This is a genomic window from Mesorhizobium sp. WSM4307, assembly GCF_007003945.1.
Taxonomy (GTDB): domain Bacteria; phylum Pseudomonadota; class Alphaproteobacteria; order Rhizobiales; family Rhizobiaceae; genus Mesorhizobium.
The window spans coordinates 589,438-605,273 of sequence record NZ_VFTB01000003.1; the positions used below are offsets into that span (position 1 = coordinate 589,438).

General features: G+C 60.1%; 13 protein-coding genes and 1 pseudogene. 10 read left to right on the forward strand and 4 right to left on the reverse strand.

What is annotated here, in order from left to right; genetic code table 11:
* The first annotated feature begins 6 nt into the window (after positions 1-6).
* The gene (locus FJV83_RS09815; protein ID WP_142885398.1) at positions 7-261 is read left to right on the forward strand and encodes a hypothetical protein; all 255 of its coding nucleotides are present in this window, start codon (positions 7-9) and stop codon (positions 259-261) included.
* On the opposite strand, the gene FJV83_RS09820 is transcribed toward FJV83_RS09815, so the two are convergent.
* Complete coding sequence (locus FJV83_RS09820) at positions 234-1,268, reverse strand: class I SAM-dependent methyltransferase (protein ID WP_142885399.1); 1,035 nt, start codon at positions 1,266-1,268, stop codon at positions 234-236. The two genes, FJV83_RS09815 and FJV83_RS09820, sit on opposite strands and share 28 nt — an antisense overlap.
* 318 nt (positions 1,269-1,586) lie before the next feature.
* Between FJV83_RS09820 and FJV83_RS09825 the strand changes: the two genes are divergently transcribed.
* Positions 1,587-3,551 carry an EAL domain-containing protein gene (locus tag FJV83_RS09825; protein WP_245318281.1) on the forward strand — a complete coding sequence of 655 codons (1,965 nt, stop codon included), beginning with the start codon at positions 1,587-1,589 and terminating at the stop codon, positions 3,549-3,551.
* 15 nt (positions 3,552-3,566) lie between these two features.
* On the opposite strand, the pseudogene FJV83_RS09830 reads toward FJV83_RS09825, so the two are convergent.
* The 3 genes and pseudogenes from FJV83_RS09830 to FJV83_RS09840 all read right to left on the reverse strand — a co-directional run bounded on the left by FJV83_RS09830 (position 3,567) and on the right by FJV83_RS09840 (position 5,661).
* Positions 3,567-4,591, reverse strand: a pseudogene (locus FJV83_RS09830) (amidohydrolase).
* Between the two features lie 48 nt (positions 4,592-4,639).
* A complete protein-coding gene (locus FJV83_RS09835) occupies positions 4,640-5,095 on the reverse strand; it encodes a hypothetical protein (RefSeq protein WP_142885400.1) in 456 nt (151 codons plus the stop codon).
* Positions 5,096-5,217: 122 nt separating this feature from the next.
* Complete coding sequence (locus FJV83_RS09840) at positions 5,218-5,661, reverse strand: SRPBCC family protein (RefSeq protein WP_095789881.1); 444 nt, start codon at positions 5,659-5,661, stop codon at positions 5,218-5,220.
* Between the two features lie 290 nt (positions 5,662-5,951).
* On the opposite strand from FJV83_RS09840, the gene FJV83_RS09845 reads away from it, so the two are divergent.
* From FJV83_RS09845 to FJV83_RS09880, 8 genes are all read left to right on the forward strand, one after another.
* Positions 5,952-6,812, forward strand: coding sequence for a xanthine dehydrogenase family protein subunit M (locus FJV83_RS09845; RefSeq protein WP_142885401.1), 861 nt, complete (start codon positions 5,952-5,954; stop codon positions 6,810-6,812).
* Positions 6,812-7,288, forward strand: coding sequence for a (2Fe-2S)-binding protein (locus tag FJV83_RS09850; RefSeq protein WP_142885402.1), 477 nt, complete (start codon positions 6,812-6,814; stop codon positions 7,286-7,288). The genes FJV83_RS09845 and FJV83_RS09850 overlap by 1 nt, the downstream gene beginning before the upstream one ends.
* A 2-nt stretch (positions 7,289-7,290) precedes the next feature.
* The gene (locus FJV83_RS09855) at positions 7,291-9,555 is read left to right on the forward strand and encodes a xanthine dehydrogenase family protein molybdopterin-binding subunit (protein WP_142885403.1); all 2,265 of its coding nucleotides are present in this window, start codon (positions 7,291-7,293) and stop codon (positions 9,553-9,555) included.
* 11 nt (positions 9,556-9,566) lie between these two features.
* Positions 9,567-9,812: a MoaD/ThiS family protein gene (locus tag FJV83_RS09860; protein ID WP_019859698.1), complete on the forward strand. Its 246-nt coding sequence runs from the start codon at positions 9,567-9,569 to the stop codon at positions 9,810-9,812.
* 467 nt (positions 9,813-10,279) lie between these two features.
* Complete coding sequence (locus FJV83_RS09865) at positions 10,280-10,849, forward strand: NADAR family protein (RefSeq protein ID WP_142885404.1); 570 nt, start codon at positions 10,280-10,282, stop codon at positions 10,847-10,849.
* Positions 10,850-10,855: 6 nt separating this feature from the next.
* On the forward strand, positions 10,856-12,793 hold the full coding sequence (locus FJV83_RS09870; protein WP_142885405.1) for an HAD-IIB family hydrolase: 1,938 nt from the start codon (positions 10,856-10,858) through the stop codon (positions 12,791-12,793).
* On the forward strand, positions 12,790-13,917 hold the full coding sequence (locus FJV83_RS09875; RefSeq protein WP_142885406.1) for a hypothetical protein: 1,128 nt from the start codon (positions 12,790-12,792) through the stop codon (positions 13,915-13,917). The genes FJV83_RS09870 and FJV83_RS09875 overlap by 4 nt, the downstream gene beginning before the upstream one ends.
* Entirely contained in the window at positions 13,917-15,836 is a 1,920-nt protein-coding gene (locus tag FJV83_RS09880; protein WP_142885407.1) for a hypothetical protein, read from the forward strand. The genes FJV83_RS09875 and FJV83_RS09880 overlap by 1 nt, the downstream gene beginning before the upstream one ends.

Sequence of the window (15,836 nt, forward strand, 5' to 3'; positions counted from 1 at the left end):
CGCACTATGACCGGGGTCGGCGTCACCGTCGACAAGCGCGTCTTCGTCAAGCGTTCCGGCGTCGGCACGGACGGAGACACCGTCCACGCCATGGCCTTGCGCCTGCCCGACGAACCGCTCAGGGCTTCCCAGAACCGCGATGAGGCGGAAAGCGGCCGGGAGGCGAAGGTCGCCTCTCAGCCAAACACAGCCAACAATTCACGCAGGCATTCCCGGATGCCCGCGCCGCCTGCTTACCCGCGCTTCTCAATCACGGCGTAAAGCACGTTGCGGTTCTCGCCGAAGAACACCTTGGCCTCTACCGCGTTGCGGTCGACGCTGGCGTTGACGATGTTCCACATGTCGACCTCCGAGCGCAGCAGCAGCACCCAGTCCATGAAGGTTTCGCGGTAGCCGGCGTCAGGGGTGCCCTCGGCGTAGTTGGCGAACAGGAATGTGCCGTTCGGCTTCAGCATCTGCAGGCAGGTCTTGGTGAGTTTCACGGCGACATTGTGCTGGAGGTAATCGTAGAGGCCCGAGGCGTAGATGAGATCGAACTTGCCGAGCTTGTGGCCCCGCGTCAGCACGGTCCGCACCGAGCCGTCGACGGCCTCGACCGCGGTGCCCTGGAAGTCGCGTGCGATCAGCCCCACGCTCTGCGGATCCTGGTCGAGCGCAACCCAGCGCTTGAGACGGCCCTCGGCCAGAGCGACGGAGCGATTGGCCTCGCGCAGATGGCCGGCGGCGATGGCCAGAACCTCGGTTTCGGGTCCGTTCTTGGCCGCCGCCTCGTCGACATAGCGGGTCAGGAGATCGCGCCGTTCGCGTGCCGCCACGCATGACGGAACGTTCTGGGTATGGCTGTAGAGCGCCTTGCCGATCTCCGAGGCGTTGGCCACACTCTCGGCAACATGCGGGGCGCAATAGATGTAGTCGAGCAGCTGCGCGTCGCCGGAATAGCCCCTGGGCTTGGTGAAGGACCAGTTCGTCAGCGGATCCTCCAGAAAATACTTCAGGATCGGGTGGTTCTGGGCCACCGGTATCAAGGCCTGCCAGACGTCGGGATGCACCTTGGCCCGCAGCGCGCTGAGCAGCGACAGAAGCCGGCGTACGATCTCGGCGGGATATTTCTGCTGCTCGATCTGCTGCTGTGTGGCGTGGAGGATGAGCGCCAGTTCCGCACGTGCGGTTTCGAACTCTTCGCCGTGATGCTCGAGCTTACCCCGGGGCAGGCTGCCGGCGATAATCTCTGCGGTAATCAGGCTTTGCCCATCGAACACGGTTTGCACACCAGGACTCCTTGGTTAACAGTCAGTTAACTTATTGCGTAGAATGCTCCATTTGCCAACGGCGCTTCGGGCGCATTTTATTGTTATGATTAATTTCCCGCTAACCATCTCAGTTTATTAGCGATATTGCGGATAAGATTCTGGGTCCGAGTTAACGCAAACTTGTCTGGCGCCATCGCATTTTACCGCGTGGCGATCGTGTCGCGTCCCAAGGAGTCGTCCTGCGTGGGGGCAGAAGCTGGAAGAGAGTTCGGAGCGCAAAATCCCCCAACCCGGGGATTTGTGAGCGAACGCGCGTCGTCCAGATCGGCCGATACGGTGGATGTGGAACCGTATGATCCGCGCCAGGAACTGGGGGTGGCGGAACTGCGCATCCTCTACCGCGCCGAAGCCCTGGCGAAGCGAAGGAAAGACGCCAGGCCTGGGCTCTGGATCGCCGTCGTCATCTATGTGCTGTTTTCGGTGTCGGACCTGCTGCTGATACCCGACGTGGCGGCCTACACGATCACGGCGCGCTTCGCGGTCGGATTGACCGCTCTGCTGACCCTGGAAACACAGCTTCGCCGGGGCGTGGCGACGGAGTGGCTCGACGTGACCTGCGCCGCGGCGATCATCTTCGGCTATGTCGGCTGGTTGTTCCCGGCATCCCTGGGCGCCAACAAGGAAACCGTCGCCTACTACATGGTGTTCGGCACCATTTTCATGATGAGTGCCAATCTATTTTTCACGTTCAGCTTCAAGGTGTCGATCATAACGTCGACGATCATATTGTGCATCCTGTACGTGGTGAACTATTTCCTGCCCGCCTCGCTGACATACAAGATGGTGTTCGGGACGTTCTACGTTTCGTGCTTCACCTTCACCTCCTATGTGAACTGGAAGCTGAATGAGGAGCGCTACAACGTCTTCCTGAACGCGCTGGAAGCCAAGATCCAGCACAAGGAGGCCACCGAACGCGGCAAGGCCCTGCTCAGACTGTCGCGGACGGATCCGCTCACCGGCCTGGAAAACCGGCGCGCGATCGACGAGAAGCTGCGCGATTACTGGAGCGACTGGCAAAAGCTTGGCAACGGCTTCGCGGCCATCCTCATCGATGTCGACTTCTTCAAGAAGTTCAATGATTGCTACGGCCACCAGGAAGGCGACCGCTGCCTGATCCATGTGGCCAACGCGCTGAGCGACCTGATCAAGAACTACAATGGCTCGATCGGGCGTTATGGCGGCGAGGAATTCATCGTGCTCGCCCGCATGGACAAGAAGGATCAGGTCGCGGAACTGGCGGAAGCCATTTGCCGCACGGTGGAGACCCTGGCGATCACCCATGAGCTCAGGCGCGACGGCATTTCGATCGTGACGGCGAGCGTGGGCGCCGCCTTCACCAGGGTGCAGGCCGGCGCCAAGCTGGAGAAGATCATCCACGAGGCGGACCGCGCGCTCTATCTGGCAAAGGCCAGCGGCCGCAATTGCGCCAGGCTGTTCGACCCGACCGATCCGCAGAGCAGCGACGAGAGCGAGAACCTCGCGGCGTTGCTGAAGATCGCGATCGGCCAGGGCCTCGTTTCACTCGTCTACCAGCCCATCCAGGATGTCGTGTCGGGCCGCGTCGAAGCGGTGGAGGCGCTGATGCGTCTCAAGATGCTGGACGGAACCCTGGTTCCGCCGAGCCTGTTCATTCCCGTGGCGGAACGCACCGGCGCGATCCTGGAACTCGGCCGCTGGGCCATACGGACGGTGTGCGCCGAGCTGCTGGCGGATGATCACGTCCCTCTCGTCAGTGTCAACGTCTCGCCGATCCAGCTCAAGACGCCTGGCTTCGCCGCGTCCGTCGCGACCATTCTGGGCGAGACGGGCGTGACCGGCAACAGGCTGGCCTTCGAGATCACCGAAGGGCTCGAGATGGAGATGCATTCGGACATCCTGCGCTGCATCAGCGACCTGAAGCTGCTCGGCATCAAGATCTGGCTCGACGATTTCGGCACCGGCTTCGCCGGTCTTTCGTGGCTGCGTCTGATCGATTTCGATACGGTGAAGATCGACCGCTCGTTCCTGCACGACTGCGGCACCCCGAAGGGCATGGCCATGCTGCAGGACATCATCGCGCTGGTGCGCAATCGCGGCCACCAGATCCTGGTCGAAGGCGTGGAAACCGACGAGCAGATCGCGCTGATGCGCGAGTTCGGCATCGACAAGATCCAGGGCTTCCGCGTCGGCCGTCCGGTTCCCGCCGCGAGTTTCCAGGCAAAGCGGGGCGTCCAGAAGCGCCCGTTCCTCAGGTCCGCCTGACAACGCCCGGCGAACTCACCCCAGCAGATTGCGCGCCGTGCGCATGAAGATCCTCGAGCCGATCGGGATCAGGTCGTCGGGAAAATCATAATCCGGATTGTGCAGGGAAGGGTGCCGTTCGCCGGCGCCGAGGAAGAACATCGCCGATCTGGCACTGCGGCCGAACAGGCCGAAATCCTCCGAGGCGCGCATCGGCAGGGCCTCTTGCCCGTGCACGACGCCTTCTTCGTCGAGCGCGCGTTGCAGGTGCTCCACCGCATCCGGCGGGTGCGCAGCGTCGCCCACACCTCGGCATGTGCGGGCGCGATGCCGAACACGGCTTCGCCCATCGCGGCATGGGTGACGGTGACCATGGAGAAATCGTCGTCGGCGAAGGTGGCGTGGCCGAGCGCGGGCAGCGCCGGCATCAGCTCCGAGATCGCCGGCATCGGCGAAATGCCGGTCTCGGGCATGGAGGAATGCGCGGTCTTGCCCTCGAGCACGATGCGCATGCCGCGCGAGGCGCAGTTGACCACGCCGGGCTTGAGCCTGACCTCGCCGAACGGCACGCCCGGCAGATTGTGCAGCGAGAAGGCGAAATCCGGCGCGATCTCGCCGTAGCGCGGATCGGCGACGACGCCGGCAGCACCATTGCCGGTCTCTTCCGCCGGCTGGAACATCAGCACGACGCGGCCGCTGGCCGGCCGCTCGCGCCCCAGCTGCCGGCCAAGGGCGGCGAGAATCGCCGTGTGCCCGTCATGGCCGCACATATGCGACTTGCCGGGCACTTGCGAGGCGTGCGGCACGCCGGACAGCTCCTCGATCGGCAGCGCGTCGAGTTCGGAGCGGAACAGCAGGGTCGGCCCGGCCTTGCCGCTGTCGTAGACCGCCGCCACGCCATGCCCGCCGAGGCCGGTCAGCACCTTGTCCGGCCCGGTGTCGGCGAGGAAGGCGACGACTTCTTTCGCCGTCTTCTCCTCCTCATTGGAGATTTCCGGCTGCCGGTGCAGCTTGCGCCGCCATTCGGTCAGCTCGACGATATCCCGGTTGGTCAGGGCCATGCGTTTGCGCCTCCGTTTGTTCCGATCGGCACAGTGTCGCAAACGCCGCTAGCGTACGCGATTGGGGCAGAGCGCTTTGAACTGGTCCAGGGTGACATCGTATGACGAGGCGCCGGAGCCATCGAGCACCACATTGTCATCGATCGATGTGATCAGGTAGTCCGTCGTCACCTCAGTGCCCTTGTTGCGGCCCTGGAACAGCATGTTGGCGCCATAGAAGGTGGTGAATTTGCCGGTCTTGCAGTTGGCCGTGATCTCGAAGTGCAGGGGCGACTTCATTTCCGCGTCAATGCACTCCTTGGAGAAATCGTGGCCATATTCGCGGCAGTAGACGCCGGCCTTGTGCCTGTCGTGCTTGGCCAGGATGCTGGCGTGCTCGGAGCCGATGCCCGACCTTTTGACGATGGTGAGTTCCATTCCCACCTTGTTGCCGTAATAGATGGTCCTGGCTTCGGCGGAAGTGGCCAGCAGCAGGGTGGACAGCACGAGCAGCAGATATCGCATGGAAACGCCTCCCTTTGGCCGGGAGGATTTCACGCAGGCGATCGCACGGTCAAGGCCTCGACGCACAGCCGCCGCCGATGGGCATGTCATCGGCGGCGGTGCAGCGCGCTTTCTGGAGCTGCTTACTGATTGATCTCCGGCTCGACCAGCTTTGCCAGGTTCCGCAGCGATTCCTGCCAGCCGAGATAGCAGGCCTCGACCGGGATGACGTCGGGAATGCCGGCCTGGGTGATGTCGATTTCGGTGCCGACCGAGACTTTTTTCAGGATCACAGTGACCTGGATCTCGCCGGGCAAATTGGGGTCGTCGAACCTGTCGGTGTAGCGCAGGCGCTCGCCGGGAACGAGTTCGAGATACTCGCCGCCAAAGGCGTGGCTGCCGCCCGTGGTGAAGTTGCGGAAGGACATTTTGAACGTACCGCCGACCTTGGCCTCGAACTGATGGACCGTGCAGGTGAAGCCGTTCGGCGGAAGCCACTTCGCCAGCGCGTCGGCTTCGACGAAGGCGCGATAGACCTTTTCCGGGCTGGTGGTGAGAACGCGGTGCAAACGTACGGTACCGGGCATATCCTGTCCTTTCATGATGCCTGTTCGATGTCCCAAGGACGAACGGGGCTTGACCGATCCGACACGGGCTCGCAAATTTTCGAGAACCGGCCGTAGGCTATCTCTGCATGTCGTTGTCGCAAAACCGCTGCACGCTTTTGGACGACATGCACTGGCGTAGGCCAATTCAGCCTGATTTGGGACTCGATTTTGCGGCGGCTGGACCAATCGTCGCAAACGACGAACCCGATAGCCATTATGAGGAGAGTGTTTATAACGGTCGCTGAAATCGCGATATCCAAGGGGAGACGATGCGCTACATACGTCCGCTTTCAATCGAAGATGCCGTCGGCCAATTGGCCGGATCGGCTGGCACGGCCGCCATTCTGGCCGGAGGCAGCGACCTCTTGGTGAGGATGAAGGGGGGCTTTGTCGAGCCCGACCTGATCGTCGACATCAAGTCGATCGCCGGCTTGAGCGAAATCCGCGAAACCGCGGACGGCTTCAGCATCGGTGCTGCCGTTCCCTGCGCCGTGCTGGGCGAGAATGCCGCCCTGAAAAAGGCATGGCCCGGCGTCGTCGAGGCGGCCAAGCTGATCGGCTCGAAGCAGGTGCAGGGACGCTGCACCATAACGGGCAATCTCTGCAATGCTTCGCCGGCCGCCGACAGCGTGCCGGCGCTGGTGGCCGCGGGTGCCAGGGCGGTGATCGCCGGCCCTTCGGGCAAGCGCACCATTGCCGTCGAGGCCGTGCCGACCGGGCCGGGCAAGACCTCGCTCGCCAAGGGCGAGATCATCGAGGCGATCCTGCTCGACAAGCGCGCGCCGCGTTCGGGCGATGCCTATCTGCGCTTCATTCCGCGCACCGAGATGGACATCGCCGTGGTCAGCGCCGGGGTTAACCTGACGATCGACGAGCATGGCGTCGTCACGGCGGCCCGCGTGGCGCTGGGCGCGGCGGCGCCGACGGTGCTGCTGGTGGAAGAGGCCGCCGAGGCGCTTATCGGCAGGAAGCTGGACGAGGCCGCGCTCGAGCGGCTGGCCAAAGTCTGCGCCGGCGCCTGCCGCCCGATCGACGACAAGCGCGGTACCATCGAATTCAGACGCAAAGTCGCGGGCGTGCTGGCCAGGAGAGCCGCAACGACCGCCTACGCACGTGCAGGAGGCAAATAATGGCTGGCATTGCAGTCTCGACCACAATCAACGGCGACAATATCGAATATCTCTGCCAGCCTGACGAGACGCTGCTCGACGTGCTGCGCGACCGGCTCGGCCTGACCGGCGCCAAGGAAGGCTGCGGCACCGGCGACTGCGGCGCCTGCAGCATCATCCTCGACAACCGGCTGGTCTGCTCGTGCCTGGTGCTCGGCGCCGAGGCGGAAGGCCGGCGCATCGAGACCGTCGAAGGGATGGCGCATGGCGACCAGCTGCACACGCTGCAGCAGAAATTCCTCGAGCATGCCGCCCTGCAATGCGGCATCTGCACGCCGGGTTTCCTGATCGCGGCCAAGGATCTGCTCGCCAAGAACCCCGACCCGAGCGAGGAGGAGATCCGCTTCGGGCTCGCCGGGAACCTGTGCCGCTGCACCGGCTATGACAAGATCGTGCGCGCCGTCCAGGACGCCGCAATTGTGATGAAGGGAGCCTGAAGATGAATTTCGATCCGCGTTTTTCCGGGCGTAAATTCGCATCCGTCGGCACGCGCCCCATCCGTCCCGACGGCGTCGACAAGGTGACGGGTCGCGCCCGCTACGGCGCCGACTTCAACATGGCCGGCCAGCTGGTCGGCCGCGTGCTGCGCAGCCCGCACGCACACGCGATCATCCGCAAGATCGACATTTCGAAGGCGGAAAAGCTGAGCGGCGTGAAGGCGGTGATCACGGCGAAAGACCTGCCCGACCTCACCGATGGCGATGCCGCCATGTACGACATCCTCGACAATTGCATGGCGCGCACCAAGGCGCTCTATGACGGCCATGCGGTGGCCGCGGTCGCCGCCGTCGATGCCCGCACGGCCAGGCAGGCGCTGAAGCTGATCGAGGTCGAATACGAGATCCTGCCGCATGTCACCGATGTCGACGAGGCGATGCAGCACCACGCCCCGCTGATCAACGACACGATCTTCACCGAGGGCCTGGAGGAAAAGCCGGTAAAACCCTCCAACGTCACCAAGCGCAGCCAGTTCGGCCATGGCGACGTCCACCAGGGTTTCGGCCAGGCCGACTTCATCGTCGAGCGCTCGTTCAAGACCGAGCAGACGCACCAGGGCTATATCGAGCCGCATGCCTGCGTGGCGAGCGTCTCGTCCGACGGCACCGCCGACCTGTGGGTCTGCACGCAGGGCCATTTCGTCTATCGCCAACACTGCGCCCAGCTGCTCGGCATGGAAGCCTCGAAGCTGCGCGTCACCTCGTCGGAGATCGGCGGCGGCTTCGGCGGCAAGACCCATGTCTGGGCCGAGCCGGTGGCGCTTGCCCTGTCCCGCAAGGCCGGACGGCCGGTGAAGCTGGTGATGACCCGCGACGAGGTGTTCCGCGCCTCGGGGCCGACCAGCGCCACCTCGATCGACGTCAAGATCGGCGCCCGCAAGGACGGCACCATCACCGCGGCCGAAGCGACGCTGCGCTACAGCGCCGGCCCCTATGCCGGCTCCTGGGCCGAAATCGGCGCCATGACGGCCTTCGCCTGCTACAAGCTCGATAACGTCAAGACCGTCGGCTACGAAGTGCTGGTCAACCGGCCGAAGACCGCGGCCTATCGCGCGCCGTCGGCGCCGATGGCGGCCTTCGCGGTCGAAAGCGCGGTCGACGAGCTCGCCAAGGAGCTCGGCATGGACCCGGTCGACTTCCGCATCAAGAACGCCGCGCAGGAAGGCACGCGCTCGTCCTACGGCCCGGTCTACGGCCCGATCGGCATCGGCCCGACGCTGGAAGCGGTGAAGAACCATCCGCACATGAAGGCGCCGCTCAGGAAAAACCAGGGCAGGGGCATGGCCTGCGGCTTCTGGTTCAATTTCGGCGGCCAGACCTGCACCGACCTCAACATCGGCATGGACGGCTCGGTGTCGCTCGCCGTCGGCACGGTGGACGTGGGCGGCTCGCGCGCGTCGCTGTCGCTGGTGGCGGCGGAGGAACTCGGCATCGCCTATGAGCACGTCAAGGCCATCGTCGCCGACACCTCATCCCTCGGCTACAACGACATGACCGACGGCAGCCGCGGCACCTTCTCCTCCTCCATGGCGACCATCTCGGCCGCCCGCAACGCGATCAAGATCCTGCGCGAGCGCGCCGCGCAGATGTGGGACATTTCCGTCGACGACGTGGTCTGGGAACAGGGACACGCGGTCGCCAAGGGCGAGAAGCACGGCAATCTCGGCAAACTGTCGCTGAAGGAGATCGCGGCCGAATCCGGCAAGACCGGCGGGCCGATCGCCGGCCATAGCGAGCTCGTCGCCGACGGCGCCGGCGTCTCCTTCGCCACCCATATATGCGACATCGAGGTCGACCCCGAGACCGGCTCGACCCGGGTGATCCGCTACACGGTGGTGCAGGATGCCGGCAAGGCGGTGCACCCGACCTATGTCGAGGGCCAGTACCAGGGCGGTGCGGCGCAAGGCATCGGCTGGGCGCTCAACGAGGAGTATATTTACGGCAAGGACGGAAGGCTGCAGAATGCCGGCTTCCTCGATTACCGCATCCCGGTGTGCTCCGACCTGCCGATGATCGACACGCAGATCCTTGAAATCCCCAACCCCAACCACCCCTATGGCGTGCGCGGCGTCGGCGAAACCTCGATCGTGCCGCCGCTGGCGGCGATCGCCAACGCGGTGTCGAACGCGGCCGGCGTGCGCATGACCCACATCCCGATGTCGCCGCCACGCATCCTGGCGGCGATCGAGGCGGAACGGGGAGAGTAAAGCGAGGTCTAATGGTCGAAGTCACCCTCTGGGGCGCGCTCGGCCAGCTCGCCGGCGGCAAGAGCAAGGTCGAGGTTGAAGCCAAGGACATCAGGGAACTGTTCAGGAAACTGGCTGAACAGTATCCCGGGTTTGAGCCGTGGATCGATCGGGGGATTGCGGTTGCGATCGACGGGACGATCTATCGCGATACGTGGAGCAAGAAGCTGCCGGAGGGGGCGGAGATTTTTCTGCTGCCGAGATTGGCTGGGGGGTGAGGGGAGGCTCGCTGCTGCGGTCGTTGATCGGGATCCGGCCAGTAGCGTGGACTTGAGAAACGGCTCGAATTGGCTTGGCAATTGCTTACCAGTTCCGCCGGCAAGTCATGCGGCTCCCATGACTGTTATGCACTGTAGGTGGACGCTGACCTGAAAGAGGGCCGATTTATTGGTCTGACCCGTTACAGACCTCTCTCGCTCGAGAACAAAGGCCGAATCATGCGGCCCTTCGCAGCGTCTGATGGCTAGTACTCTTGATCGTATTCCGGCAATCCTTGCGGTTGATTGCCTTGCCCCTGATGGCAAAAGCTACCAGTCTCGCTCGGCAACATGACAATGTACCGTAGCGATTATATCGGTGGAACGGCCACCGCCATTTTCGAGGTTGGTGCATGGGCGTATGGCATGCGACATGCTAATCGCGGGAGTAGGACCATCAGAGGATGAAGTCGGAGCGCTGCGACGGAATGAAATCCACAAAAATAGCCTTGAACGCTCAGCCTGAAGCGGATGTTATCTCATTCTATCGGGCCAACGAGCGCCCTTATGGCGTATTAAGCAATCTTTATCGGCGGGAGATCGAGTTCGAGGGGCGCATTTTCCCCACATCCGAACATGCGTACCAAGCCGGAAAGGCCCTCAAACCTGCAGTTCGCGAATGGATTTTGGCCGCACCGAGTCCTTCGCTTGCGGCCATGGCCGCACACGGTCTTTACACGTGGGACGTGGTTCCCAACTGGGCGAGCATAAAGTTTGACCGTATGCGGGGAGTCCTCCGTGCCAAGTTCACGCAACATTCTGATCTGGCGCAAATCCTAGTTTCCACTGGTACGAAAAGGCTGGTCGAAGTTGGCTCCGTGAACAATGCCGTCAATCGACTTTGGGGAGAGATCAACGGCAAAGGCAAAAATATGCTGGGTATCATGCTTATGGAATTACGGGACCAGATTTCCGGTCACACAGTAGGGCACGCTCCGCGATCAAAACGGGAAGAAGCAGTCGATCAACAGCAATCTGTTTGCTTAAATGCGCGCTGATTCCTGATGACGCCATATGAAATCGAACTGGAACAACTGCAAGCAAGCCTCGACAGAGCACTTGCTGAGTCGATCGAGCCTCTCAAATCGGCGATCGCCGGAGCAAGCCAATCGAGTGTCATTGCCGTGGGTTCTGGCGGCTCCTACACTGTTGCCTCCCTTCTATGCAGCCTCCACGAAGCCTATACAGGCCGCATTTCACGGCCGATTACCCCGCTTGAACTGATCTGCAATCCGACTTTGGCGTCCACCAGCCCGATTTTCATCTTCTCCGCTGAAGGCAAAAACCCAGACATATTGGAGGCATTGCAGCGAGCTCGTCAGCATAGCTCTCGGGCTGTCCATGTGATCACTAACAGGCAGAACAGCCCGTTAATGGATCTGGTCCGGTCTATGAATGACGTCACCCCGCACGTATTCGATCTAGCCCAGAAGGACGGATATCTCGCGACCAACAGCCTTGCCTTGAGCGCCTCCCTAGTTGCGCGAGCATTCGGCGAACTCGACAAGGATGGCCCGCCTAACCTTTTCAGGATGTCTGACATCCGCTTCGATCAACTCTCTTTGTTCGAATGGTTGGAAAGTGCGGGCACGTTTGCCAGCGAGGCCGTTACTCGTAGAAGCATGATCATCGTTTTTTCGCCGCGCCTCCGGCCCATTGCCGAAGATCTTGAATCGAGGTTTGCAGAATCCGCTCTGCTCTTCATTCAACTTGCCGATTTCCGTTCGTTTGCACACGGGAGACACCTGTGGCTCACTGAGCGATCCAAGGACACGGCGCTTCTAGTGATCACAGAGCCAACTGTTGGAGGACTTTGGCAGGACATGCGCGCGCAGGTCCCTCGCGAAGTGGCGACATTTGAAATGCCGCTGAACGGATCGACTCCGACAGATCTGATCGCGGGCCTTCTGGGCGGCATGCATCTTGTTTCGAAAGTCGCAAATGCCGCAGGGAAGGATATCGCCAAACCAACGATCTCCGAGCTTGGCCGCAAACTGTACTATGCGAAGCTGAGCGAATTGGTACCGCCGCCTGAAGAAGAACAGATCCGCGGCGAACACTCCAAATATGAGGTTCTGGGTGCCAGGTGGCCAAGTCGTCGCAGCAGCGGCAAAATTCGCCGAGCCCGGCTAGAGGCAGAAGCATCACTGGAGAGCCAGAAGTTTCGAGCGGTGGTCTTCGACTACGACGGAACATTGTGCAGCTCAAATGCAGTGGATACACCGCCGCCCGAGGCGATTTGCGCCCATATTCGGCGGTTGGCCGAAGCCGGCGTCATGATCGGAATTGCTTCAGGACGCGGCGGCTCGATAGCAGAGAGCTTCGAGAGTCTGTTCGATAAGTCTATTTGGCCGCGAATTCGAATGGGTCTTTACAATGGCGGCTGGATCGGCGAACTCGGCCACCGACCGCCCGCACAGGCAGGTTTGAATGATTTCCTCATTCATGCGAAACGGATTGTGGCGAGCTTGAAGTCTAGTGGTGTGCCAATTTACGTTGTACGAGAAAACCCTCCCCATCAGTTGAGCGTACGCTTCCAGAATGGAGTCAGCACCGAGGACATGTGGTTCGTCGTTGCGGACGCAATGAAGCAATCGGGGCTTGAAACCGGTACTATTCTTAGAAGCAAACATTCCATTGATATCCTTGCAAGCGGGGTCAGCAAATCGCACGTTGTCGCAAACATTGTGCAACGCGAGCGCATAGATCCCTACGAAATCGTCACGATGGGTGATTTGGGCGCGTGGCCGGGAAACGACTCGTCGTTGCTGCAGCATCGCTTCTCCCTCAGCGTCGATCTTCCATCGAGACGTCTTGACCGTGGTTGGAAACTAGCACCTCGGTTTAAGAGAGATGTTGATGCGACCTTGTGGTATCTGGACCGTATGCAGACCTCTAATGAGGGGAGTTTCAGCTTCTCGCTTTCCGGTCAGGAAGAATGAAAGACGTCAACGCTCAAGCTCTCCTCGCTCAAGTGATGGACTGGAAGGATTCCGAAGTTGTTGGACGTAACGCTACCGTTCTTCAATTGCTGGCTGAATATAAATATAATCACTATCAACGGTTCGGGCCAGGAAAACAATTTGTCGAAAGCTTGGCTTTGTGGCTAAATCAATTCGACAAGGATGATCGGCCGGTGGCGCTCGAATTGGTTCGAGACAAGCTGATCTTTATCTCCGAACGCGAGATTTCCCACCTTGTTAAACTTTCTTACTCCGATGTGATCGTTCAAGACAGACTCCGGTTGGTCGCCGAGGAAAATGAAATAGCGCCACACAAGGTCGCTTCATTGGCGACGCACCCCCGTTTCGAGGAGTTGAGAATCCGGTCGCTTTATCTTGGGCTGAGCGACGGCGCTCATACTAACGAACTTAGACGGGCCAGCAACGGAGCCATCAGTAATGAGCAGATCTGGCAGGCTTATGAGCTAGGAGACGCCAAGGCGGAGGACATGCTGGCAGCGCTTCACAAATCTCTGACGACCGGAAACTTCATTCCGCGCGCCGGTGCTGGTCAAAGTGACAAGGAGCGTTTTAGTCTCGTTTGGCTAGTGGATGATTTCTCTGGGAGTGGCAACACATATATCCGGTATGATGCAGAAGAGCGCAAATTTAAAGGAAAAATAAAGAAGATTTATGAGCGAATTTATGAGGGTGACCTGATCAACCCGAACTACTATGAAGTGTCTCTCCTTCTATATGTCGCGACTAGGCAAGCGATCGACCACATTGAGTACTGGTCAGAGCGGTTCACGAACGAAAAGGGCTATAAGCCACTGAAAGTACATGTGCTTCATCCGATCGAGAAATATAGCTCACTCTCGGCGCCCCTCGACGCTCCAATTATCGAGATCGCCAAACAGGATCGATACTACGACGAACGAGCTAGTGACGAACACATCAGGATAGGGGGCACACGCGACGCAAAGCTTGGCTTCGCGGCGTGCGCGCTCCCGTTAATCCTGTCTCATAATACCCCGAACAATTCGATCTATGCGCTGTGGGGCCCGGAAGACAGGTCGTTCTTCGGTCTGTTTCCTAGGGTAAGCAGGCATCGAGAGCTGTAATGGCATATCGCGCTAATCCCTTTCTTGAACGTATGTCTGAGCGGACAACGTCCGATCAGGACTTCGTTCACCTGTTCTCGCCCAAAATCCTAGAAAAGCTCCATGAGGACTGTTTTAAGGGTGCGGTCCACATTTTTCGCAGCCCGCCTGGCGGCGGCAAGTCGACAATATTGCGGGCCTTTACCCCTAACTCATTGCGGGCGTTTTGGAACGCCGGACCCAATCAGGCAGAAACGTACAAATTCCTGGTCGACCGGGGCGTGTTGGGTGAAGAGGATGGGCCCGTCACATTGGGCGTTATGGTATCTTGCTCGTCGGGCTATGCGGATCTGCCCCCCGGCGCGTCGAATGCCAGCACTGAGTTGTTTCGGGCACTCCTGGACTGCCGCATTGTAATGCGCACGTTACGCAGCCTGTCAGAATTCCTCAATAACGGTATGCCCGATGCGCTTGAAAACGTGCAACTACACTATGCTGCCGATGCCAATGGATTGAGGGCCATCCCTCTTCACGATACCGCAGCAACTATGATGAAATGGGCCGAAGACAGCGAGAGGGCCGTCTACGAGCATCTTGACATCTTATCTTCGAGCAGGGCGGAAGATCCTCCCCCCTCCCATGCCCGCTTTGAATCGGTGTTATGGCTGCAATCTGTCCGTTTCTCTTACAAAGGTCGGGACGTTGCGGTAAACCGGCTGTTGATGATCGACGATGTTCAGGCCCTACGAAAGGCACAGCGCTCGCTTTTGATCGATGAACTGGTCACGCTGCGACCGTCTATTCCGGTGTGGCTGGCGAGCCGAACCATCGCGTTTGGCGACGAGTTTCTATCCCAAGGCGCAAGAAGTGGCCGTGATGTGCGTGAATACGCGCTAGAGGAGTTGTGGGGGACCGGCAGCAACAACAGACAGTTCATAGCCTTCGCGCAGAGCATCCTTGATCGAAGATTTCAAATGCAAACTGTCGTTCCGGGTCAGGCGTTCGCGCAATACCTTCAGGAGAACTTTCCGCTCAACGAGTTGAACGATGCCTATGTGGAAGCGCAGTCGTTGTTCAACGTCTTCGCCGTCCGGCATAAGCGAAATATCCGTTATTCGGATTGGTTGGCCAATGCAGCAATTGGACCGCCTACGCCAAGCCTTGACGCAATCATAAACCTGTATGTAACCAGAATCCTAATCGCGCGAGATGAGGCAGACAAGCAGCTTTCGTTTGAGCTAACTCCGCTTCCAACTGAAGAGCTTCAAGAGCGTGACAGTGCCGCGGCAAAAGGTGCTGCTGAGATTTTTCTCAATTTCGAGCAGAAATTCCCATATTATTATGGCATCGAGAGATTATGCACACTGGCAACAAATAATATTGAAGAGCTTTTGTCTTTGGCGGCAGCGCTTTACGAGGGAATGAAGGCCAAGCAGGTTCTTCGACAACGGGCGTCCCGGGAGTTGCTGCCGCAGGAGCAGGAAAAAAGATTCAAGGAGGCTGCCGCAAGCAAACGTGATTTCATAACGCGCAACCACAAGGATGGGACCATGGCTCAGCGATTGCTGGATTCGATCGGCTTATTCTGTCGGGACCGGACGTTCCAGCCCAATGCCCCCTACGCTCCAGGTGTAACCGGCGTGCGGCTGTCCAACTCTGAGCTCTCGAAATTTGAGCGCACCCAGGACCAGACCAAGATCGGCAAGTTGAAAAAGGTGCTCTTCGAATGCGTCGCCGAAAACCTTTTGGTAACTCGAGAAAGTGCGGCAAGCACCAACCGCGAAGGTGGCACTGTGTTCTACCTTAACAGAACACTCTGCGCGCACTTCTCCTTGCCGCTCCAATATGGAGGTTGGCAGGAAACCACAATCCAGAAGTTATCGGACTGGATGGAAGGCGGCTATCAGCCTGCAGCAAAGCTCAGCTTGGGAGGTCGATGA

What these genes read in the sequence shown, in the direction of transcription:
- FJV83_RS09815 (WP_142885398.1), top strand. Translation starts at nt 7, where the DNA reads ATGACCGGGGTCGGCGTCACCGTCGACAAGCGCGTCTTCGTCAAGCGT.
- FJV83_RS09835 (WP_142885400.1), bottom strand. Translation starts at nt 5,095, where the DNA reads ATGCGATATCTGCTGCTCGTGCTGTCCACCCTGCTGCTGGCCACTTCC.
- FJV83_RS09840 (WP_095789881.1), bottom strand. Translation starts at nt 5,661, where the DNA reads ATGCCCGGTACCGTACGTTTGCACCGCGTTCTCACCACCAGCCCGGAA.
- FJV83_RS09845 (WP_142885401.1), top strand. Translation starts at nt 5,952, where the DNA reads ATGCGCTACATACGTCCGCTTTCAATCGAAGATGCCGTCGGCCAATTG.
- FJV83_RS09850 (WP_142885402.1), top strand. Translation starts at nt 6,812, where the DNA reads ATGGCTGGCATTGCAGTCTCGACCACAATCAACGGCGACAATATCGAA.
- FJV83_RS09855 (WP_142885403.1), top strand. Translation starts at nt 7,291, where the DNA reads ATGAATTTCGATCCGCGTTTTTCCGGGCGTAAATTCGCATCCGTCGGC.
- FJV83_RS09860 (WP_019859698.1), top strand. Translation starts at nt 9,567, where the DNA reads ATGGTCGAAGTCACCCTCTGGGGCGCGCTCGGCCAGCTCGCCGGCGGC.
- FJV83_RS09865 (WP_142885404.1), top strand. Translation starts at nt 10,280, where the DNA reads ATGAAATCCACAAAAATAGCCTTGAACGCTCAGCCTGAAGCGGATGTT.
- FJV83_RS09870 (WP_142885405.1), top strand. Translation starts at nt 10,856, where the DNA reads ATGACGCCATATGAAATCGAACTGGAACAACTGCAAGCAAGCCTCGAC.
- FJV83_RS09875 (WP_142885406.1), top strand. Translation starts at nt 12,790, where the DNA reads ATGAAAGACGTCAACGCTCAAGCTCTCCTCGCTCAAGTGATGGACTGG.
- FJV83_RS09880 (WP_142885407.1), top strand. Translation starts at nt 13,917, where the DNA reads ATGGCATATCGCGCTAATCCCTTTCTTGAACGTATGTCTGAGCGGACA.